This window comes from Desulfonatronum parangueonense (assembly GCF_054656975.1).
In genome coordinates this window covers 4,516,810-4,535,301 of sequence record NZ_BAAHXH010000003.1, presented here as the reverse complement: position 1 = coordinate 4,535,301, position 18,492 = coordinate 4,516,810, and the positions used below count along the sequence as shown (strand labels likewise).

General features: G+C 50.6%; 32 protein-coding genes. All 32 read right to left on the bottom strand.

What is annotated here, in order from left to right; translation table 11 throughout:
- Positions 1 to 56: 56 nt before the first annotated feature.
- The 32 genes from rplQ to rpsL all read right to left on the bottom strand — a co-directional run bounded on the left by rplQ (position 57) and on the right by rpsL (position 18,220).
- On the bottom strand, positions 57 to 488 hold the full coding sequence (gene rplQ, locus ACYQ15_RS20355; RefSeq protein ID WP_459939298.1) for a 50S ribosomal protein L17: 432 nt from the start codon (positions 486 to 488) through the stop codon (positions 57 to 59).
- On the bottom strand, positions 466 to 1,518 hold the full coding sequence (locus ACYQ15_RS20350) for a DNA-directed RNA polymerase subunit alpha (protein ID WP_459939297.1): 1,053 nt from the start codon (positions 1,516 to 1,518) through the stop codon (positions 466 to 468). Before ACYQ15_RS20350 ends, rplQ begins: the two co-directional genes overlap by 23 nt.
- Positions 1,519 to 1,536: 18 nt before the next feature.
- Complete coding sequence (gene rpsD, locus ACYQ15_RS20345; protein ID WP_459939296.1) at positions 1,537 to 2,163, bottom strand: 30S ribosomal protein S4; 627 nt, start codon at positions 2,161 to 2,163, stop codon at positions 1,537 to 1,539.
- 26 nt (positions 2,164 to 2,189) lie between these two features.
- Positions 2,190 to 2,582 (bottom strand): 30S ribosomal protein S11, encoded by a 393-nt coding sequence (rpsK, locus tag ACYQ15_RS20340; RefSeq protein ID WP_092118222.1) that lies wholly within the window; start codon positions 2,580 to 2,582, stop codon positions 2,190 to 2,192.
- 58 nt (positions 2,583 to 2,640) lie between these two features.
- Entirely contained in the window at positions 2,641 to 3,012 is a 372-nt protein-coding gene (rpsM, locus tag ACYQ15_RS20335; protein WP_459939295.1) for a 30S ribosomal protein S13, read from the bottom strand.
- A gap of 10 nt (positions 3,013 to 3,022) precedes the next feature.
- Positions 3,023 to 3,136 carry a 50S ribosomal protein L36 gene (gene rpmJ, locus ACYQ15_RS20330; RefSeq protein WP_084031770.1) on the bottom strand — a complete coding sequence of 38 codons (114 nt, stop codon included), beginning with the start codon at positions 3,134 to 3,136 and terminating at the stop codon, positions 3,023 to 3,025.
- 128 nt (positions 3,137 to 3,264) lie between these two features.
- On the bottom strand, positions 3,265 to 4,050 hold the full coding sequence (gene map, locus ACYQ15_RS20325) for a type I methionyl aminopeptidase (protein ID WP_459939294.1): 786 nt from the start codon (positions 4,048 to 4,050) through the stop codon (positions 3,265 to 3,267).
- Positions 4,050 to 5,357, bottom strand: a complete 1,308-nt coding sequence (gene secY, locus ACYQ15_RS20320; RefSeq protein WP_459939293.1) for a preprotein translocase subunit SecY — start codon at positions 5,355 to 5,357, stop codon at positions 4,050 to 4,052. The genes map and secY overlap by 1 nt, the downstream gene beginning before the upstream one ends.
- On the bottom strand, positions 5,338 to 5,808 hold the full coding sequence (rplO, locus tag ACYQ15_RS20315; RefSeq protein WP_459939292.1) for a 50S ribosomal protein L15: 471 nt from the start codon (positions 5,806 to 5,808) through the stop codon (positions 5,338 to 5,340). Before rplO ends, secY begins: the two co-directional genes overlap by 20 nt.
- Positions 5,809 to 5,876: 68 nt before the next feature.
- Positions 5,877 to 6,365, bottom strand: a complete 489-nt coding sequence (gene rpsE, locus ACYQ15_RS20310) for a 30S ribosomal protein S5 (RefSeq protein WP_459939291.1) — start codon at positions 6,363 to 6,365, stop codon at positions 5,877 to 5,879.
- An 11-nt stretch (positions 6,366 to 6,376) separates the two neighbouring features.
- Positions 6,377 to 6,736: a 50S ribosomal protein L18 gene (gene rplR / locus ACYQ15_RS20305; RefSeq protein WP_459939290.1), complete on the bottom strand. Its 360-nt coding sequence runs from the start codon at positions 6,734 to 6,736 to the stop codon at positions 6,377 to 6,379.
- A gap of 9 nt (positions 6,737 to 6,745) precedes the next feature.
- Complete coding sequence (gene rplF / locus ACYQ15_RS20300) at positions 6,746 to 7,282, bottom strand: 50S ribosomal protein L6 (protein ID WP_459939289.1); 537 nt, start codon at positions 7,280 to 7,282, stop codon at positions 6,746 to 6,748.
- A gap of 12 nt (positions 7,283 to 7,294) precedes the next feature.
- Complete coding sequence (gene rpsH, locus ACYQ15_RS20295) at positions 7,295 to 7,675, bottom strand: 30S ribosomal protein S8 (RefSeq protein WP_459939629.1); 381 nt, start codon at positions 7,673 to 7,675, stop codon at positions 7,295 to 7,297.
- Between the two features lie 15 nt (positions 7,676 to 7,690).
- Positions 7,691 to 7,876: a type Z 30S ribosomal protein S14 gene (locus tag ACYQ15_RS20290; RefSeq protein WP_092118201.1), complete on the bottom strand. Its 186-nt coding sequence runs from the start codon at positions 7,874 to 7,876 to the stop codon at positions 7,691 to 7,693.
- 15 nt (positions 7,877 to 7,891) lie between these two features.
- A complete protein-coding gene (gene rplE / locus ACYQ15_RS20285; protein WP_459939288.1) occupies positions 7,892 to 8,431 on the bottom strand; it encodes a 50S ribosomal protein L5 in 540 nt (179 codons plus the stop codon).
- 12 nt (positions 8,432 to 8,443) lie between these two features.
- Positions 8,444 to 8,767 (bottom strand): 50S ribosomal protein L24, encoded by a 324-nt coding sequence (rplX, locus tag ACYQ15_RS20280; RefSeq protein WP_459939287.1) that lies wholly within the window; start codon positions 8,765 to 8,767, stop codon positions 8,444 to 8,446.
- 9 nt (positions 8,768 to 8,776) lie between these two features.
- On the bottom strand, positions 8,777 to 9,145 hold the full coding sequence (gene rplN, locus ACYQ15_RS20275; protein WP_031388519.1) for a 50S ribosomal protein L14: 369 nt from the start codon (positions 9,143 to 9,145) through the stop codon (positions 8,777 to 8,779).
- Between the two features lie 9 nt (positions 9,146 to 9,154).
- On the bottom strand, positions 9,155 to 9,421 hold the full coding sequence (gene rpsQ, locus ACYQ15_RS20270; RefSeq protein WP_092118192.1) for a 30S ribosomal protein S17: 267 nt from the start codon (positions 9,419 to 9,421) through the stop codon (positions 9,155 to 9,157).
- A complete protein-coding gene (gene rpmC, locus ACYQ15_RS20265) occupies positions 9,418 to 9,618 on the bottom strand; it encodes a 50S ribosomal protein L29 (protein WP_459939286.1) in 201 nt (66 codons plus the stop codon). The genes rpsQ and rpmC overlap by 4 nt, the downstream gene beginning before the upstream one ends.
- A 4-nt stretch (positions 9,619 to 9,622) precedes the next feature.
- On the bottom strand, positions 9,623 to 10,033 hold the full coding sequence (gene rplP / locus ACYQ15_RS20260) for a 50S ribosomal protein L16 (RefSeq protein WP_459939285.1): 411 nt from the start codon (positions 10,031 to 10,033) through the stop codon (positions 9,623 to 9,625).
- On the bottom strand, positions 10,033 to 10,671 hold the full coding sequence (gene rpsC / locus ACYQ15_RS20255; protein ID WP_459939284.1) for a 30S ribosomal protein S3: 639 nt from the start codon (positions 10,669 to 10,671) through the stop codon (positions 10,033 to 10,035). Before rpsC ends, rplP begins: the two co-directional genes overlap by 1 nt.
- 12 nt (positions 10,672 to 10,683) lie before the next feature.
- Positions 10,684 to 11,016 (bottom strand): 50S ribosomal protein L22, encoded by a 333-nt coding sequence (gene rplV / locus ACYQ15_RS20250; protein ID WP_459939628.1) that lies wholly within the window; start codon positions 11,014 to 11,016, stop codon positions 10,684 to 10,686.
- An 18-nt stretch (positions 11,017 to 11,034) separates the two neighbouring features.
- Positions 11,035 to 11,322 (bottom strand): 30S ribosomal protein S19, encoded by a 288-nt coding sequence (gene rpsS / locus ACYQ15_RS20245; RefSeq protein WP_459939283.1) that lies wholly within the window; start codon positions 11,320 to 11,322, stop codon positions 11,035 to 11,037.
- Between the two features lie 11 nt (positions 11,323 to 11,333).
- Positions 11,334 to 12,164, bottom strand: a complete 831-nt coding sequence (gene rplB / locus ACYQ15_RS20240; RefSeq protein WP_459939282.1) for a 50S ribosomal protein L2 — start codon at positions 12,162 to 12,164, stop codon at positions 11,334 to 11,336.
- A 3-nt stretch (positions 12,165 to 12,167) separates the two neighbouring features.
- Positions 12,168 to 12,458, bottom strand: a complete 291-nt coding sequence (gene rplW / locus ACYQ15_RS20235; RefSeq protein WP_459939281.1) for a 50S ribosomal protein L23 — start codon at positions 12,456 to 12,458, stop codon at positions 12,168 to 12,170.
- Between the two features lie 2 nt (positions 12,459 to 12,460).
- A complete protein-coding gene (rplD, locus tag ACYQ15_RS20230; RefSeq protein WP_459939627.1) occupies positions 12,461 to 13,081 on the bottom strand; it encodes a 50S ribosomal protein L4 in 621 nt (206 codons plus the stop codon).
- Positions 13,082 to 13,099: 18 nt separating this feature from the next.
- The gene (gene rplC / locus ACYQ15_RS20225) at positions 13,100 to 13,735 is read right to left on the bottom strand and encodes a 50S ribosomal protein L3 (RefSeq protein WP_459939280.1); all 636 of its coding nucleotides are present in this window, start codon (positions 13,733 to 13,735) and stop codon (positions 13,100 to 13,102) included.
- Positions 13,736 to 13,747: 12 nt separating this feature from the next.
- Positions 13,748 to 14,062, bottom strand: a complete 315-nt coding sequence (gene rpsJ / locus ACYQ15_RS20220) for a 30S ribosomal protein S10 (RefSeq protein ID WP_092118160.1) — start codon at positions 14,060 to 14,062, stop codon at positions 13,748 to 13,750.
- 5 nt (positions 14,063 to 14,067) lie between these two features.
- Entirely contained in the window at positions 14,068 to 15,261 is a 1,194-nt protein-coding gene (gene tuf, locus ACYQ15_RS20215; protein ID WP_459939270.1) for an elongation factor Tu, read from the bottom strand.
- 9 nt (positions 15,262 to 15,270) lie between these two features.
- Positions 15,271 to 17,349, bottom strand: a complete 2,079-nt coding sequence (fusA, locus tag ACYQ15_RS20210; protein WP_459939279.1) for an elongation factor G — start codon at positions 17,347 to 17,349, stop codon at positions 15,271 to 15,273.
- 13 nt (positions 17,350 to 17,362) lie between these two features.
- Positions 17,363 to 17,833, bottom strand: a complete 471-nt coding sequence (gene rpsG, locus ACYQ15_RS20205; RefSeq protein WP_092118153.1) for a 30S ribosomal protein S7 — start codon at positions 17,831 to 17,833, stop codon at positions 17,363 to 17,365.
- Positions 17,834 to 17,848: 15 nt separating this feature from the next.
- Positions 17,849 to 18,220: a 30S ribosomal protein S12 gene (gene rpsL, locus ACYQ15_RS20200; RefSeq protein ID WP_092118150.1), complete on the bottom strand. Its 372-nt coding sequence runs from the start codon at positions 18,218 to 18,220 to the stop codon at positions 17,849 to 17,851.
- Positions 18,221 to 18,492: the final 272 nt, after the last annotated feature.

Sequence of the window (18,492 nt, the reverse complement as noted above, 5' to 3'; positions counted from 1 at the left end):
TTTTATCTATCAGTAGGTGCAAAAAAAAGCAGAGCCGAAGCTCTGCCGTATAATTTCTACTTGTCGGCGGCTTCTGGCTCAGTTTGATCAGCTCCGCCGGCATCCTGCGTGGTCGGTACGCCAATTTCAGCATATTTGGTAAATTCAATCATGGCCAAAGGAGCGCAATCGCCTGGTCGAGGGTCGCCGAACTTGAGTACACGGGTGTATCCACCGGGAACACCCTGGTACAAGGGAGCGATCTCCTCAAATAATCTTTTGACAAGCGTATGGCTGCCCAATGCCTTGTAAACCAGTCGTCGGGAGTGCAAATCATTACGTTTTGCAGTGGTGACAAGCTTTTCAACAACGCCGCGCAACTCTTTTGCCTTGGCTTCCGTTGTTCGAATGCGACCATGCGTAATCAGTGCCGTGGCCATATTTCGAAACATGGCTTTGCGATGTGCCGGTGTCCGGTTGAATTTTCTACCGCTCTTCCTGTGTCTCATTATTCTCTTCCTTCTTCAGCCATTCTTGATATTTCTCTTCAAAATTGGGCACGACAGTACCAAAATCAAATCCCATTTTATTGACCACGCGCCGAATTTCCTCAAGAGATTTGCGGCCAAAATTGCGGGTCTCAAGGATTTCATGTTCCGATTTTTGAACTAGCTCGCCAAAAATGGCGATGCCGGCACTTTTCAGGCAATTTGTCGCCCGTACCGAGAGTTCAAGGTCTTCTATCGATTTGAACAGCAACGGATCAATATCTTGATGTGACTGGCTCGAAGTTCCCTGTTCGTCTTCACTGTCGTCAAAGGTAATGAAGACGGACAACTGGTCTTTGAGTATTTTTGCCGCATAGGCAAGGGCATCATCCGGCCGGACCGAGGCGTCCGTCCAGATCTCCATGACCAGTTTGTCGTAATTGGTCATTTGACCAACCCGAGCCTGCTCGACGGAATAGGCGGCCTTAACGACAGGCGAGAAGCTTGCATCAATGGCGATTAAACCGATTTCCTCACCCAGTCCCTCGTGGATGTCAGCCGGGACATATCCCTTCCCCATGCGCACTTCAAGTTCGAGCTTGAAGTCAATGTCGTCAGTGAGGGTTGCGATGACCTGGTCAGGGTTGACGATCTTGACCCGCTGATTCTCCTGAATGGACGCTGCAGTGATTTGCCCCTTGCTGTTCGCAGTGAGCTGAAGACGCTGCGGCTCTTCAGTGGTCATGGCCAATCGAACCTGTTTCAGATTAAGAATAATATCCGTTACATCTTCAAGTACGCCGGGAATGGTCGTGAATTCGTGCTGCACACCCTCTATGCGAACTGCGACGATGGCTGCGCCCTGCATGGAGGAAAGCAGCACACGCCGAAGAGCATTGCCAATGGTTGTCCCAAAACCCCGCTCCAATGGCTCGCAAACAAATTTGCCATAGGAGGAGGACGAACGCTTGTCCTTGACAAGCTGGTCCGGTCTGACCAGTTCCGTCCAATTGCGGGTATTGAGTAACTTGTCGCCTTTTCGAATGAACATTCTTTACACCTGCAAAGATTATTTTGAATACAGTTCGACAATGAGCTGTTCGTTGATCTGAAATGATATATCTTCGCGTGTCGGAACGGCGACCAACTTGCCCTTGTATTGCGATCCGTCAACTTCAAGCCAGGACGGAGTGCCGCGACGGGCAATAACCTGTTGCGCTTCCTGAATAACCGGTACCTTGCGACTCGGTTCCTTGACCATCACCTCATCGCCGATGCGCATCCGGAGTGAAGGAATGTTGACCTTATGTCCGTTCAAGGTGAAATGGCCATGACGAATCAATTGCCGGGCCTGATCCCTGGAATTGGCGTAGCCCATTCTGTAAACGACATTGTCAATGCGCGTTTCAAGGAGCAGCAGCAGGTTTGTACCTGTTACGCCACGCTGTTTGTCGGCCTTGTAGAAATAGTTGCGGAACGGTTTTTCCAAAATACCAAAGGTTCGACGCAATTTTTGTTTTTCACGCAACTGAAGGGCATAGTCACTGAACTTTTTGCGCGCTCGGCCGTGATCCCCGGGAGCATATGGACGTCGTTCATAAGCACATTTATCGGTAAAACAGCGATCGCCTTTCAGAAAAAGCTTTGAACCTTCCCGGCGGCATATGCGGCACTTAGCATCTGTATATCTGGCCAAAATCTATAACCTCCACTAAATCTGCGTTAAACACGTCTTCGTTTGGGCGGACGGCAACCGTTATGGGGAATCGGTGTGATATCCCGAATGTAGGTAACCTGGAAACCAACCCGATTTATAGCTCTCATGGCTGCTTCGCGTCCTGATCCTGGTCCTTTGACAAGAACACCGACCGTGCGCATTCCCTGTTCTTGTGCTTTGCGTGCAGCTGTTTCCGCTGCCAATTGCGCGGCAAAGGGAGTGCTTTTCCGTGACCCCTTGAAGCCGGCCATTCCAGAACTGGCCCAACTGATGACGTTTCCTTTCTGATCGGTGAAAGAAATAATGGTATTGTTGAAACTGGCCTGGATATGAGCGATTCCCAGTGGAATATTTTTTTTCTCTTTCCGCTTGCCGACTTTACGAGCAGGTTTTGCCATGCTGATTATGCTCCTGTCCCTGGTATGTCCAATGGGTTAATATCTGGAAACAAGGTTCTTACTTTTTCTTCTTGCCGACGATAGAGCGACGAGGTCCTTTGCGTGTTCTCGCATTGGCGTGCGTGCTCTGGCCACGAACGGGAAGCCCCTTGCGATGGCGCAGTCCCCGGTAGCATCCGATATCCATAAGTCGCTTGATGTTGCTGGTCACTTCCCGACGCAGGTCACCTTCGACTTTATAATTTGATTCGATAATCTTTCGGATGTCGTTGACCTCGTCAGCCGTAAGATCATCTGTTTTTTTGGTCCAAGCAATGCTTGTGGCATCCAGGACTTTTAAAGCAGTAGTTCGGCCTATGCCGTAAATATACGTCAAGGCAATATCCATCCGCTTGTTTTTGGGTAAATCAACCCCGGAAATTCGTGCCACGTTTCCTCCATTATCCTTGTCGTTGCTTGTGACGTGGGTTTTCGCAAATAACCCGTAAAATGCCATTGCGACGTATGATCTGACACTTGTCGCAAACTTTCTTCACAGATGGTTTAACTTTCATAGCTCGCTCCACATATTTCCGTCAGAAGGTGTTGAATATTCTTGGTTCATCACGTTGGGCAATACAATGCTTGAATGATCAATAACGAACTTGCCGCAAATAATGGTTTGAATCGCGACTCAGGTATCTCACGCTTGAACGTATTCGGCTTGACTTCTGCTCAATATTTCCGGTCCGTTGGAAGTCAAGGCTATTGTGTGTTCAAAATGAGCGGCAAGACTTCGATCTTTTGTGATGGCTGTCCAACGATCAGGAAGAATTTCCACTTCATCTTTACCGGCAGTAACCATTGGCTCAATTGCTAGCACCATGCCGGTTTTCAATGGTATGTCATTATATCTTTGAGGAACGAAGTTTGGAATTTCGGGTTTTTCATGAAGACTTCGCCCAATTCCATGTCCGACAAATCGTTTTACAACCGAACAACCTTCTCCCTCTACATAATTCTGAATCGACCGGGATATGTCATAAAGTTGATTCCCGACCACCGCTGACTGTATTCCGATATCCAGGGCGGTACGGGCGACATCGATCAATTTTTGAGAGCTGGGCGAAATGTTTCCGACAGCAAACGTGCGTGCCGAATCACCATAAAACCCCTGATACACGATTCCAAAGTCAAGACTGACAATGTCGCCTTCGTCAAGGTATCGATCCGAAGGAAAACCATGCACAACCTGGTCGTTCACGGAACAGCACAAGGCATAGGGAAATCCGCGGTAACCAAGAAATGCCGGTTTGACGTTAAATCTGGAACACCAGGTTAACGCGATTTCTTCGAGTTCCAGGGTTTTGATACCAGGTCGTATACTTTCCTGCAGTGCATCAAGAATAATGGAAACGATCCGGTTTGCTTCACGAAGGATATTTATCTCATTCTCGTTCTTGAGATAAATACCGAGAAACTTCTTCACTAACGCCTGCCTTTAATCCGTGTCTTTTGCATCAATCCTTCATATTGATGAGTGATCAAATAGGAATCCACCTTGCTCATGGTGTCCATCGCGACGACGACGGCAATCAGGACACCAGTTCCGCCGAAATAGAACGGAACGTTGAACTGGGATATGAGCAGCATGGGGAGAACACAGATCGCTGATATATATAAGGAGCCCCACAAGGTGATCCGGCTCAGAACGGTATCGATATATTCTCGGGTCTTCAATCCAGGACGGATTCCGGGGACGAAACCGCCCTGCTTGCGAATATTCTCGGCGATATCCTTGGGATCAAAGATGATAGCCGTATAGAAATAGCAGAAAAAGATGATCAAGGCCACGAAAACAGTGTTATATATAATGCTCGCCGGATCGAAGACAACTGAAATCCTGTTCAGAATCTCTGATTGCGAGAAAGAAGCCAGCGTTGCCGGAAACATCAGCATTGAAGATGCGAAAATGGGTGGAATAACACCGGCGGTATTGATCTTCAACGGCAGATGGGTCGTCTGCCCACCGTACATTTTACGGCCAAGCATGCGTTTGGCGTATTGGATCGGAATTCTGCGCTGTCCACGTTCCATGAAGACGATGAATATCAGAACAGCAGCAACCAGCACCGCCAGCAGAATCGCGACGAACAAGGAGATCTGTCCCGCGCTCATCAGGCGGAATGTATTGATAATGGCACCTGGCAACTGGGCAACGATACCTGCGAATATGATCAGGGAAATGCCGTTGCCGATACCATATTCGGTAATCTGTTCCCCAATCCACATCAGGAGAACCGTGCCGGAAACAAGAGTGATGATTGTCGTCAGTCGAAAAGCCCAACCTCCCTCAAGGACGACGGGAACTCCGGCCGGACTGGTCATGTTTTCAATTCCAATGGCGATGCCGAGCCCTTGAATGGCGGCGATGAGCACAGTTCCATATCGTGTATACTGGGTGATTTTCTTGCGACCGGCAGCTCCTTCTTCCTTCAACCTTTTCAATTCAGGACTGACCACCGTCAAAAGCTGAATAATGATGGAAGCGGAAATGTAGGGCATAATGCCCAAGGCCATGATCGACAGGTTGCTCAACCCCCCGCCAGCAAACATGTCGAACATGCCGAAGAGCGTACCTTGCATACTGGCAAAAAAATCCACCATTGCGCGTGAATCGACGCCTGGCACAGGAATATGGACCCCGATCCGGCATGTTGCCAGTAACAAAAAGGTAAAGAGAATCTTGCGTTTGAGTTCCGCAAGCCCTCCTGCTTTACTCGTTGTCTGCTGCACTCTGCTCGCCTTCCATGGCAATGGCTTGGCCACCGGCTTGAGTAATTTTATCTATAGCCTGTTTGCTGAATTTGTGGGCCTCAACACGGACGGATGTGGAAACAGTTCCCCGGGCAAGAACCTTCACCGGCATTCCCTTCTTGCCAAACCCGGCATTATACATTTCTTCCAGGGAAATGGATTCGGCGTTGGGAAACGTTTCCAAAAGGCGATCAAGATTCACAACCGCATATTCGACACGGAACGGATTCTTGAAGCCGCCCTTGGGGAGCCTGCGCTGCAAAGGCATCTGTCCGCCCTCGAATCCGGGAGCCTTCGTGCCGCCGCTACGGGATTTTTGTCCTTTATTGCCTTTACCGGAGGTACAGCCGGTTCCGCTGCCGGAACCGCGACCTACTCGCTTGCGCGATTTCCGTTCTTCTAAAAATGGATACAGCTCGTGTAATCTCATGATGTCCTTCCAAATATGTTACAACCGGAACATGCCTCGACAGTGGAGGCGCATGCCGGAATAAGGAATCAACGTATCAGCTTGACGGATTGGCCGCGCAGATTGCTGACCTGTTCGGCGGATCGCAAGGATACCAGGCCCTGCACTGTCGCTTTAAGCACGTTGTGAGGGTTGTTTGTTCCAATAGCCTTGGTCAATATGTCGCTGACACCAACAGCTTCCATCACGGCTCGTACGGGACCGCCGGCTATGATGCCCGTTCCCTTGGAAGCGGGTTTCAAAACTACCCGTCCTGCGCCGTATTGACCTTCGACCTTGTACGGAACCGTCCCGTCGACCAGGTTGATCTTCTGCATCGACTTGCGAGCGCGTTCCGTTGCCTTGCGTATGGCTTCAGGGACCTCGTTGGCTTTGCCCAGGCCATAGCCGATGGAATCCTTACCGTTGCCCACAACCACCAAAGCGCTGAAACTGAAACGGCGTCCGCCTTTGACAACCTTGGCCACGCGGTTCAAATAGACAATCTTCTCAATGAATCCTAGTTGCGTCTGTTCCATGAAGGTCCCCATTAAAATTGAAGTCCGCCCTCTCGAGCGCCGTCGGCAAGAGCCTTGATTTTACCGTGATAGATGTATCCGCTGCGATCAAAAACAACTTGGAGAATTTCCTTGGACTTCGCCTTCTCGGCGAGATCCTTTCCAACTTGAGTGGCAACATCTCGGTTAAAGGCCGTGGAACCGTTTTCCTTCGCCATGGCGAATGAGGATGCCGACACGAGCGTGTGACCTTTCTCATCATCAATGAGCTGGGCATAGATGTACGCATTGGAACGAAACACTACCAGGCGTGGCCGTTGAGCAGTACCGCTGATTTTTTTACGAATACGTTGCCTGCGCCGCATTCTGGCTTGAGATTTCGTGTATTTCATGGATCAAACCTATTTTTTACCAGTTTTACCGGCCTTGCGGCGGATGACTTCATCAACATACTTGATACCTTTGCCCTTGAATGGCTCTGGTGGGCGAAAACGCCGAATCTGCGCGGCAACTTCGCCGACTTGCTCCTTGCTGATGCCGCTGATCGTCAACTTGTTTCCTTCAGCCTTGGCTGTCATCCCTGATGGCAGGACGTATTCAACGGGGTGCGAAAATCCGACGTTCAAGGTTATCTTTGAACCTTCGACCGCAACCTTGTAACCGACCCCAATCACCTCAAGAATTTTTTGAAAACCATCCGTGACGCCTTTGACGGAATTCGCGAGCAATGTTCGACGCAGGCCAAATTGTTCACGAGCTGTTCGCGAGTCGTCAGCACGTGACAAGTGAACGGCATTATCCTTCAGCTCATATTGAATTGCCGGATGCGTCGGCGTCTGCAATTCACCTTTCGGTCCCTTGATGTTGATCAGATCTTTCTGGAATCTGATCTCTACGCCCTGAGGCACGGGAACCGGATTTTTTCCAATGCGTGACATCGTTACTTCTCCTTACCAAATTTCGCAGAGCAGTTCCCCGCCGACATTATTGCCCTGGGCATTGCGCCCTTCCAGAACACCTTTCGGTGTGGAAAGGATGGCGATACCCAGTCCGTTTTGTACGGCAGGAATGTCTTTAGCGCCGACATAAATCCGCAAACCAGGCTTGCTCAGTCGCCGTGACCCTGAGATGGCGCCTTTGGAAGAAAGATATTTCAGGACAATCCGAAGCTTGCCTTCTTCCCTGGAGACATCTGATACAAATCCGTGTTCCTTCAGGATGACGGAAATTGATTCAGTCATCTTTGAAGCAGGAATAAATACATCTTTATGCAATGCTTTTTGCGCATTACGAATACGTGCAAGCATATCCGCTATGGGATCATTGAGCAGCATGGGCAGTCCTCGTTACCAACTTGATTTTCTTACCCCAGGCAACTCACCGGCCAGGGACATGTTTCGGAAGCAAATTCGACAGAGACCAAAGCGTCTTAAAAATGCTCGCGATCGGCCACAGACAGGGCACCGGTTGTAGGCGCGCGAAGAAAATTTCGGCTTTCTGGCAGCCTTGATGATGAGTGCAGTTCGAGCCAAAGCATCCTCCTTAAGTTATTTTTTAAATGGCATGCCCAACAACTGCAGAAGGGTCTTGCCCTCTTTGTCGGTGGAAGCAGTGGTCACTATGGTGATATTCAAGCCTTTGACACGATCAATGCGATCCATGTTGATTTCAGGAAAAATCGTATGTTCTCGGATTCCCATGGTAAAGTTGCCTCTTCCGTCGAATCCGCGATCAGGTATGCCTCGAAAGTCGCGAACGCGCGGCAGTGAAAAAGAGACCAGCTTGTCCAGGAAGTCCCACATGCGTTCCCGTCGCAGGGTAACACGACATCCCACGGGCATTCCTTCGCGCAGCTTATAAGCGGCAATGGATTTTTTCGCCCTGGTGACGACTGCTTTTTGACCGGCAATCTGGGTCAATTCAGTGACGGCATCTTCGATCAGCTTGTTGTTCTGGGATGCTTCACCAAGACCGATATTCAAGCTGATGCTTTGTATACGTGGAATCTCCATCACTGAAGAGTACCCAAACTCCTTCATCATCTCAGGAGCGACCTTGTTCTTATAATTTTCCTGCAACCTGGACATGACGCACCTTGTTTAAGCAATAATTTCGTTACACTTTTTACAAAAACGGACCTTTTTGTCTGCATCGATGTGCTTGTAGCCGACGCGTGTCGGCTTGGCGCAATTGTCGCAAACAAGATTCACATTGGACAGGTGCAAGGGTGACTCTTTTTCTTTGATTCCACCGGTTTCACCTTTGTAGGGGTTTCCCTTGGAATGTTTCTTCACCTTGTTCACACCCTCGATGAGGATCCGTTCTGTCTTAGGAAAGAGTTTTAATACTTTACCGATCTTGCCTTTATCTTTCCCAACCATAACCATGACTTTGTCGTTCTTCAAAATTTTTCGATTCTTCATGGCATATACCTACAGAACTTCGGGAGCCAGCGAAACAATTTTCATGAAATTCTTGGAACGCAATTCACGGGCAACCGGTCCAAAAATGCGTGTTCCAACAGGCTCGTTCTGCTTGTTCAAAAGTACGGCGGAATTGTTGTCGAAGCGAATGAATGAACCATCAGGACGATTCACTTCTTTTTTGGTGCGGACGATCACGGCACGCATTACTTCGCCTTTCTTGACCTTGGAATGCGGCATGGCTTCTTTGACGGAGACGACAATTATGTCTCCAATAGAGGCATATCTGCGATGACTGCCGCCAAGCACCTTGACGCAGAAGACTTTCTTTGCCCCGGAATTGTCCGCGACATCAAGCATCGATTGAACTTGTATCATGATTGCCTCTTATACAGCTCTTTCCAGCACTTGCTTGAGCTGCCAGCATTTGCGTTTACTCAAAGGACGACTTTCAATAATCTCAACTTTATCCCCGATGTTGCAAACATTTTGCTCATCATGGGCCATCATCTTCTTTCTTCGTCGAATATATTTCTTGAACAAAGGATGCTTTTCCAGTTTATTGACAGAAACGACAATGGTTTTCTCAGCCTTGTTGCTCATGACAACGCCGATTTCTGTGCGTTTCGTCTTCTGCTTGAGTTCAGTATTCATGACCTTGCTCCTGCGTTTTGTTCACGCATAACCGTCAAAATCCGCGCAACTGTTTTTCGGACAAATGGCAATCGCTGCGTATTTTCCAACTGAGCGGTTTTGTGCTGAAATCGAAGATTGAACAGTTCTTTCTGAAACTCAAGAAGTTTATCTTGAAGCTCTGTGCTAGAAAGTTCACGAAGTTCAGATGTTTTCATATTTTTACGCCTCCCTCAGGACGATACTCGTCTTGATAGGCAACTTGTATGCAGCAAGGCGCAGTGCTTCGGAAGCCAGTTCAATGCTGACGCCCTTGATTTCATAAAGCACGCGTCCTCTGCGTATTGGTGCGCACCAGCCAACAGGAGCGCCCTTGCCTTTCCCCTGACGGGTTTCAGCGGGCTTGGCCGTGACGGGTTTGTCCGGGAACACGCGAATCCAAACTTTTCCGCCACGTTTGATGTGACGCATCATGGCAATACGTGCCGACTCTATCTGCTGGTTGGTCAACTTACCCGGCTCAAGAGCCTTGAGACCTATATCGCCGAAAACAACACTGCTTCCTCTCAGGGCCATGCCCTTGATACGATTCTTCTGTTGTTTTCGAAATTTAACTTTTTTGGGACTCAACATTACTGAATCACCTCATCAAGTATCTCACCTTTGAAAATCCAGACCTTCACGCCGATCACACCGTACGTTGTCTTCGCAATGGCCTGCCCATAATCGATATCCGCCCGCAGCGTATGCAGCGGAACGCGTCCGTCGCGATTCCACTCGCTTCGGGCAATTTCGGCGCCGCCAAGTCTTCCGGCGACACTGATCTTGATGCCCTCGGCGCCAAACTTTCGTGCCAGTCCGACGGTGCGTTTCATTGCCCTCCGGAAAGCGACTCGACGTTCCAGCTGCAGGGCGACGTTCTCGGCAACCAGTTGCGCATCTGTTTCCGGACGACGAATTTCGATCACTTCAAGAGCAAAATCTTTTTGAAATCGCTTTTTCAACGTTGCTCTCAAGTTTTCGATCTCCACACCCTTTCGTCCAATGACGATTCCAGGTCGTGCGGTAAAGAGGATAAGCCGAATCTTGTTTGCGGCACGTTCAATTTCAATTTTGGAGATGCCGGCATGATACAGAGTTTTCTTCAAAAAATTACGGATCTGCTTATCTTCATAGACAAAGGCTGCGTAATCCTTTTTGCTGAACCACCTGGACTGCCAATTCTTGGTATAACCAAGACGGAAACCAATGGGATGCGTTTTCTGGCCCAATTATCTATCCTCCTACGCTTCCTCAACAATGATGGTAATGTGACTCGTCCGCTTCAAGATCCGATAGGCGCGGCCCATGGCTCGAGGACGGATTCTTTTCCAAGTCGGACCATCATTGATAATGATGTTTTTGACATACAAGGTATCCACATCCACACCACCGAGTTGCTCGGCATTGGCAATTGCGGAATGAAGGATCTTGTCCAGAACCGCGGCTGCCTTCTTGGGGGTAAACTTCAATATTTTCCGTGCTTCTTCAATATTCTTGCCCCTGACATTGGCGGCAACAACTCGAGCTTTTTGCGATGAGATGCGCACGTACCGTGCAACAGATTTAGCTTCCATGATCACAGGCCTCCAGAACTACTTTTTGCCTTTCACGGCACTCTTTTTGCCACCAGCATGGGCATGAAACGTCCTGGTGGGTGAAAACTCACCAAGCTTATGACCGACCATGTTTTCCGTCACAAAAACAGGAATAAATTTTTTCCCGTTGTGCACGGCAAATGTCATACCGACCATTTCCGGGACAATCGTCGAACGCCGGGACCAGGTCTTGATCACTTTGCGATCGTTCGTTTCCTGGGCCTTCGTCACTTTCTTGAGCACATGCTCATCTACAAAAGGGCCTTTCTTAATTGACCGTGGCATATCCGTGACTCCTATTTCTGGCCGCGTCGTTTAACGATGAGTTGCGAAGACTGTTTTCTGCGGTTGCGGGTCTTGTATCCCTTTGTGGGTTTGCCCCAAGGGGTACAGGGGTGACGTCCGCCTGAGCTCTTGCCTTCACCACCGCCCAAGGGATGGTCGACCGGGTTCATCGCAACGCCGCGAACCTTGGGACGACGACCAAGCCACCGATTCCGACCGGCTTTGCCGATGGAAATCTGTTCATGGTCCGTATTGCCGACCTGGCCAACCGTTGCCCGACAGGTGACGAGGATCTTGCGCACTTCACCGGAGGGCAAACGCAGGAGTGCATATTTGTCCTCCTTGGCGACGAGCTGGGCATATGTCCCGGCACTGCGGCACATTTGCCCGCCTTTGCCTGGAGCCATCTCAATATTGTGGATGATCGTGCCCACGGGAATCCGGGAGAGGGTCATTGCGTTTCCAGGGAAAATATCGGCATTGTTGCCCGCCAAAATTGAATCGCCGACATTCACGCCGTTGGGTGCAAGGATGTAGCGTTTTTCCCCATCCGCATAATGGAGCAATGCTATCCTGGCACTTCGGTTGGGATCGTATTCGATGAAGGCGACCTTGGCAGGGATATCCCACTTGTCACGCTTGAAGTCGATCATCCGGTAGCGGCGTTTATTTCCAGAGCCTCGACGCCTGGATGTGATACGCCCCAGATTGTTCCGCCCGCTTTTCTTGGAACGGCCTTTGGTCAGCGATTTTTCAGGGGTGCCGCGATTGATTTCTTCGAATTCAGAAATTGTCTGAAAACGCGTTCCCGGAGACGTTGGTTTAAGCTTGCGTATAGACATTGACTAGACCCCTTCAAAAAAATCGATTTTCTCGCCTTCGGCCAGGGTCACGTATGCTTTGCGAAAACCGGGAGTCCGAACAAGTCGGCGATTGGCCTTGCGCTGGGTAAGCGTTTTTTTGCGTGCGACATTCACCTTGGCCACCTTCACGTCAAAGGCTTCCTGAACTGCCTGCTTGATTTCAATCTTGTTGGCGTCAGGATGAACCTGAAACACAACCTGATTCGCAAAGCTTTTGACCTGCGTCGCCTTTTCGGAAACATGCGGTCGAAGCAATATTTGTGTATAGTTCATGATTATTTCAACCTCTTCTGAAAAGACTCGACAGCCGCGGAAGAAACCATGACATGATGATGACGAAGCATCTCGTAGACATTGACCCCATCGGCGGTCTGCACGGAAACACCGGGAATGTTTCTCGAGGAAAGGGCGAGATTGGTATCGACTTGGGAAACGACAATCAAGACATTCCTGAGATCAAACCTCTGGATGAATTCGGAAACCTGTTTTGTTTTGATCTGATCAAGTTGAAATTCCTCGACAACCGTCAAATCCTTGTCAGCCAGGCGGGATGAAAGCGCCATGCGCATGGCCAGCTTCTGGACCTTCTTATTCACCTTGAATGAATAATCCCTGGCCATGGGACCATGCGTGACCGCTCCGGAACGCCAAATGGGCGAACGGTTCGAACCAGCGCGTGCACGACCGGTACCTTTTTGCCGCCACGGCTTTCGCCCGCCTCCACGGATTGTGGAGCGCGTCTTGACACCAACGGTACCTGATCGTTTTGCGGCCAGATGTGACCGTACTACCAAATGCAGAATCTCTGGACGAGCTTCAATTTCAAAGACTTCCGGATCCAGCGTTATTTCACCCACAATCTGCCGCTGCTGATTGAATATATCGACCACAGCCATTTCATCCACCTTTTAAATTTACGCGCGTTGCTTTCTTACAATAACAAGACCGTTTTTAGGTCCGGGAATTTGGCCTTTCACCAGAAGAACATTGTCGTCAGCCCGTATGGCGACAATCTCAATGTTCTTGTATGTCGTGCGACGAGCACCCATGTGTCCGGCCATTTTCTTGCCCTTGATGACACGTCCGGGCTTGGTATTGTTGCCGATGGCGCCGGCATTGCGATGTACCTTTTCATGGCCGTGGGACGCCGGAGATCCGCCGAATCCCCAACGTTTCATGACTCCCGCAAAGCCTTTGCCTTTGGAAGTGCCGGTAATCTTGATTTTTTCACCTGGAGCAAACATGTCCAGGTTCAAGGCTTGACCGATTTCATAACCATCTACGGAGTCGATTCGGAATTCTCGCACATGACGAAAAAAACCAGCACCGGACTTGTCCTGATGACCTTTTTGCGGTTTGTTCAATTTTGCAACCGGCACTTCTTGATATCCGACCTGCAGGGATGCGTATCCATCCTTTGCTTGATCCTTCACCTGCAAAATCGGACAAGGTCCAGCCTGAATCACCGTGACGGGAATGATCATTCCATCACTCCCGAATATGCGGGTCATCCCGATTTTACGGCCAAGTATTCCTAGAGTATTCGACATGACCGATCCTCGTTATAACTTGATTTCGACATCAACACCGGCGGGAAGATTCAGCTTCCCCAAGGCGTCGACTGTCTGTTGGGTAGGCTCCAGAATGTCCAGGAGCCGTTTATGGACACGAACCTCAAACTGTTCGCGGGATTTTTTGTCGACGTGCACCGACCTGTTGACGGTAACCTTGTTAATATTGGTCGGAATCGGAATCGGACCGGCCAGTCCGGCGCCGGTGTTTCGTGCCGTATCAACTATCTCTGCTACAGCCTTGTCCAGGATTCGATAATCAAAAGCCTTCAGCTTTATCCTAATACGGTCGCTATTCATGATCATATGCCTTATTCAATAATTTCGGAGATGACGCCGGCGCCCACGGTGCGGCCGCCTTCACGGATGGCGAAACGGACGCCGAGTTCCATGGCAATGGGAGCGATCAATTCAACGTTGAACGTCGCATTGTCCCCGGGCATGACCATTTCAACTCCTTCCGCCAAGGTCACCACGCCGGTGATGTCCGTGGTCCGGAAGTAAAACTGGGGACGATATCCGCTGAAAAAGGGAGTATGGCGCCCGCCTTCTTCCTTGGACAAAACGTACACCTCAGCCACGAAACGACGGTGGGGCGTAATGGATTTGGGAGCGGCAAGCACCTGGCCCCGTTCCACGTCCTCGCGCTTCACGCCGCGCAAAAGAGCGCCGATGTTGTCGCCGGCCTGGCCCTGGTCCAGCAGCTTGCGAAACATTTCAACGCCGGTGCAGACGGTCTTGCGGGTTTCGTTGATGCCGACGATCTCAACTTCCTCGCCGACCTTGATCACGCCGCGCTCCACGCGTCCGGTGACCACGGTACCGCGACCGGAAATGCTGAACACGTCTTCAATGGGCATCAGGAAAGGCTTGTCGATATCGCGAACCGGCTCAGGGACGTAGCTGTCCAGGGCGGCCATCAAATCAAAGATGCACTTGGCTTCGTCGCTGTCCGGACTGTCGGATTCCAGGGCCTTCAGAGCACTGCCCTGAATCACGGGCACATCGTCGCCGGGGAAACCGTACTTGGAGAGAAGCTCACGCACTTCCAGCTCGACCAGTTCCAAAAGTTCCGGATCGTCCACAAGATCAACCTTGTTCATGAACACCACAAGACACGGTACGCCGACCTGGCGGGCCAGGAGAATGTGTTCCCGGGTCTGGGGCATGGGACCATCCGTGGCGGCGACAACAAGAATTGCGCCGTCCATCTGCGCCGCGCCGGTGATCATATTCTTGATGTAGTCGGCGTGACCGGGGCAGTCCACGTGGGCATAGTGCCGGTTGGCGGTCTCGTACTCAACGTGAGCCGTGGCAATGGTGATGCCGCGTTCCTTTTCCTCAGGAGCCTTGTCGATCTGATCGAAAGGAACATAACTCGCTCCACCCTTGATGCTGAGCATCTTGGTGATCGAGGCGGTCAACGTGGTTTTACCGTGGTCAATGTGGCCGATGGTGCCGACATTTACGTGCGGCTTGTTCCGCTCAAACTTTGCCTTGCCCATATGTTCCCCCTACTTCCGCTTGGAAATGATTTCTTCGGCGAGTTGCGCAGGTACTCGCTCATAATGATCAAATTGCATGCTGTAACTGGCTCTCCCCTGACTCATGGAGCGCAATTGCGTCGCATATCCGAACATGGAACTCAATGGAACATGCGCACGGACGATTTGTGTTCCGTGCCTTGACTCCAAATTGGTGATCTTTCCACGTCGTCCATTGAGATCGCCCATGACATCGCCAAGGTAATCCTCAGGTGAGAGGACCTCGACGGACATCACAGGTTCGAGAAGAACGGGCTTCCCCTTGCGGCAGGCTTCCTTGAAGCACATGGAGCCGGCAATGAAGAACGCCTGCTCCGAAGAATCGACTTCATGGAATGATCCAAAGACCAGATTGGCTCGAATGTCCACGACGGGAAATCCGGCCAGGACTCCGGAGCTCATGGCATCCTTGATGCCTTTTTCAACCGCGGGAATATATTCCTTGGGAATCACGCCGCCAACGATGGAGTTGGAAAACTCAAATCCGCCGCCAGGTTCCTGTGGTTCGAGTTCAAGAACCGTATGCGCATATTGACCACGGCCGCCGCTCTGTTTGACGTACCGAGTCTCCTGCTTGACCGGTGCCGTTATCGTTTCGCGGTATGCCACCTGAGGCTGGCCGACATTTGCATTGACGCCGAACTCGCGAGTCAGTCGATCGACAATGATCTCAAGATGCAGTTCGCCCATCCCGGCGATCAGAGTTTGATTCGTCTCTTCATTGCTCTTGACCCGGAAAGAAGGATCTTCCTTGGCCAGTTTGGCAAGCGATTGGCTCAGGGCATCGCGATCGGCCTTGGTCTTCGGTTCGATGGCCACCTCGATGACCGGTTCGGGGAAGTCCATGGATTCGAGCATCACGATGCGATCCGTGGCGCACAAGGTGTCACCCGTGGAGGCATGCTTCAAACCAACAGCGGCGACGATATCGCCGGCATAGGCTTCCTTGATGTCCTCACGCTTGTTGGCGTGCATTTTCAACAGCCGGCCGATCCGTTCCTTCTTGCCGTTGGTCGCGTTGATAACGGTCATTCCGCTTTCGATCCGGCCGGAATAGATGCGCAGGAAAGCCAAATGGCCTACATACGGATCATTAGCCAGCTTGAAGGTCAGGGCACTCAAGGGAAGGTCGTCATCGCACGGGCTCGTGATTTCTTCACCTGTATGCGGATCAACGCCTTTCATGACCGCGACGTCCACCGGGCTGGGAAAGTAGGAGACGATGGAATCCAGAAGGGGCTGTACGCCCTTGTTCTTGAACGCGGAACCGCATTGCACCGGACAAATCTTCATGCTGATCGTCGCCAGACGAACTGCATTGCTGATGGCCTCCGGATCCAGTTCCTCGCCGCCAAGATACTTTTCCAGCAGTTCCTCGTCTTCTTCCGCTACGGCTTCCAGCATTACCTGGCGCCAGGTATCGTACTCGTCTTTATATTCATCAGGGATATCAACATAGGCATATTCCTTCGCCACGATGGTGCCGTCGTCAAAGAACAGCGCCTTGCCCTGAATAAGATCAATGATTCCTGCAAAATTTTCTTCCGAACCAATGGGAATCTGGAGGGGAACCGGTTTGGCTTTCAATCGTTCCTTGATCATTTCCAGGACCCGAAAGAAGTCCGCGCCGGTACGATCCATCTTGTTGATAAAAGCCAGCCGCGGAACTTTATATCGGTCAGCCTGCCGCCAAACTGTCTCGGATTGCGGTTCAACGCCGGCCACGGCACAGAAAACGGCAACAGCGCCATCCAGCACGCGCAAGGAACGTTCAACCTCAACGGTAAAATCGACGTGTCCAGGCGTATCGATAATATTGATGCGATGGTCTTTCCAGGTGCAGGTTGTCGCCGCCGAAGTGATGGTAATCCCGCGTTCCTGCTCTTGGACCATCCAGTCCATCACTGCCTGGCCGTCATGGACTTCGCCGATTTTGTGCGAAACACCGGTGTAGAACAAGATCCGTTCAGTTGTTGTCGTTTTTCCGGCGTCAATATGGGCCATGATGCCAATATTGCGCTGGCGACTAATGGGTACGGTTCTAGACACAATTTATCCTTACTTACCAGCGGTAATGCGCGAAGGCCTTGTTGGCATCGGCCATCTTGTGCGTATCTTCACGCTTTTTTACGGCACCGCCGCGATTGTTATACGCATCCAGCAACTCCGCGCCCAAACGCTGTACCATGCCCTTTTCTCCGCGATTGCGCGAATAGTTGATCAGCCAGCGAATGGCCAGGGACGTCTGCCTGCTGGAAGACACCTCAATGGGCACCTGGTATGTGGCCCCACCGACCCTTCGCGATTTCACCTCGACCTGCGGGCGGACATTGTCCACTGCCTGCTCGAATGATTTCAATGGCGGTTCTTGCGTCTTTTCAGCCAAAAAATTCAAGGCATTAAAAAATATGCCCTCGGCAACGCTTTTCTTTCCACCGTACATCAAACGATTGATGAACCTGGTGACCAACTGACTGCCATATACTGGATCAGGCAGTATCACCCGCTTTGGAATTGGTCCTTTTCTTGGCATGATTCTGATCCTTTATTATTTAGGACGTTTGGCGCCGTATTTGGAACGCCCCTTGCGCCTGTCCTGCACTCCGGAAGTGTCCAGACTGCCACGCACGATATGATAACGAACCCCAGGCAGATCCTTGACACGACCACCGCGGATCATGACAACGGAGTGCTCCTGAAGATTATGTCCTTCACCAGGAATATACGATGTCACCTCAATCCCGTTGGTCAGACGAACCCTGGCAACCTTGCGCAATGCTGAGTTGGGCTTTTTCGGCGTGGTCGTATAGACCCTGACGCAAACGCCCCTCCGCTGCGGACAACTTTGCAGGGCCGGGGTTTTTTTTCGTTTCTCAATTTTTTTTCGCTCATTGCGAATCAACTGACTTATCGTGGGCATTTCTTTCGTCTCCAGATTGAACGTCAAAAGAGGGGATGTTTATTATCTTGCCTGAAGGATGTCAACCCTTTCACTGTACTCTGTCAAAGCGCATGTGGTCTCCAACGCAAAAACAACTGGAGACATGACCATTTTTTATCAATATTACAAAGAGTTACTCAAGCAGCCTCAAAAAAAATCCAAACGTATAAGAATATTTTTTCTGCAGCGTAGATTTCCATGAACCTGGAATGGTTCCTTCGCACCCAGACGAAGCAGCTTTGCCCTGACCG

Coding starts and splice junctions, on each gene's coding strand:
- rplQ (WP_459939298.1), bottom strand. CDS start 488: ATGAGACACAGGAAGAGCGGTAGAAAATTCAACCGGACACCGGCACAT.
- ACYQ15_RS20350 (WP_459939297.1), bottom strand. CDS start 1,518: ATGTTCATTCGAAAAGGCGACAAGTTACTCAATACCCGCAATTGGACG.
- rpsK (WP_092118222.1), bottom strand. CDS start 2,582: ATGGCAAAACCTGCTCGTAAAGTCGGCAAGCGGAAAGAGAAAAAAAAT.
- rpmJ (WP_084031770.1), bottom strand. CDS start 3,136: ATGAAAGTTAAACCATCTGTGAAGAAAGTTTGCGACAAGTGTCAGATC.
- rplO (WP_459939292.1), bottom strand. CDS start 5,808: ATGAGATTACACGAGCTGTATCCATTTTTAGAAGAACGGAAATCGCGC.
- rpsE (WP_459939291.1), bottom strand. CDS start 6,365: ATGGAACAGACGCAACTAGGATTCATTGAGAAGATTGTCTATTTGAAC.
- rplR (WP_459939290.1), bottom strand. CDS start 6,736: ATGAAATACACGAAATCTCAAGCCAGAATGCGGCGCAGGCAACGTATT.
- rplF (WP_459939289.1), bottom strand. CDS start 7,282: ATGTCACGCATTGGAAAAAATCCGGTTCCCGTGCCTCAGGGCGTAGAG.
- rplE (WP_459939288.1), bottom strand. CDS start 8,431: ATGTCCAGGTTGCAGGAAAATTATAAGAACAAGGTCGCTCCTGAGATG.
- rplX (WP_459939287.1), bottom strand. CDS start 8,767: ATGAAGAATCGAAAAATTTTGAAGAACGACAAAGTCATGGTTATGGTT.
- rplN (WP_031388519.1), bottom strand. CDS start 9,145: ATGATACAAGTTCAATCGATGCTTGATGTCGCGGACAATTCCGGGGCA.
- rpsQ (WP_092118192.1), bottom strand. CDS start 9,421: ATGAATACTGAACTCAAGCAGAAGACGAAACGCACAGAAATCGGCGTT.
- rpmC (WP_459939286.1), bottom strand. CDS start 9,618: ATGAAAACATCTGAACTTCGTGAACTTTCTAGCACAGAGCTTCAAGAT.
- rplP (WP_459939285.1), bottom strand. CDS start 10,033: ATGTTGAGTCCCAAAAAAGTTAAATTTCGAAAACAACAGAAGAATCGT.
- rplV (WP_459939628.1), bottom strand. CDS start 11,016: ATGGAAGCTAAATCTGTTGCACGGTACGTGCGCATCTCATCGCAAAAA.
- rpsS (WP_459939283.1), bottom strand. CDS start 11,322: ATGCCACGGTCAATTAAGAAAGGCCCTTTTGTAGATGAGCATGTGCTC.
- rplB (WP_459939282.1), bottom strand. CDS start 12,164: ATGTCTATACGCAAGCTTAAACCAACGTCTCCGGGAACGCGTTTTCAG.
- rplW (WP_459939281.1), bottom strand. CDS start 12,458: ATGAACTATACACAAATATTGCTTCGACCGCATGTTTCCGAAAAGGCG.
- rplD (WP_459939627.1), bottom strand. CDS start 13,081: ATGGCTGTGGTCGATATATTCAATCAGCAGCGGCAGATTGTGGGTGAA.
- rplC (WP_459939280.1), bottom strand. CDS start 13,735: ATGTCGAATACTCTAGGAATACTTGGCCGTAAAATCGGGATGACCCGC.
- rpsJ (WP_092118160.1), bottom strand. CDS start 14,062: ATGATCATGAATAGCGACCGTATTAGGATAAAGCTGAAGGCTTTTGAT.
- tuf (WP_459939270.1), bottom strand. CDS start 15,261: ATGGGCAAGGCAAAGTTTGAGCGGAACAAGCCGCACGTAAATGTCGGC.
- rpsG (WP_092118153.1), bottom strand. CDS start 17,833: ATGCCAAGAAAAGGACCAATTCCAAAGCGGGTGATACTGCCTGATCCA.
- rpsL (WP_092118150.1), bottom strand. CDS start 18,220: ATGCCCACGATAAGTCAGTTGATTCGCAATGAGCGAAAAAAAATTGAG.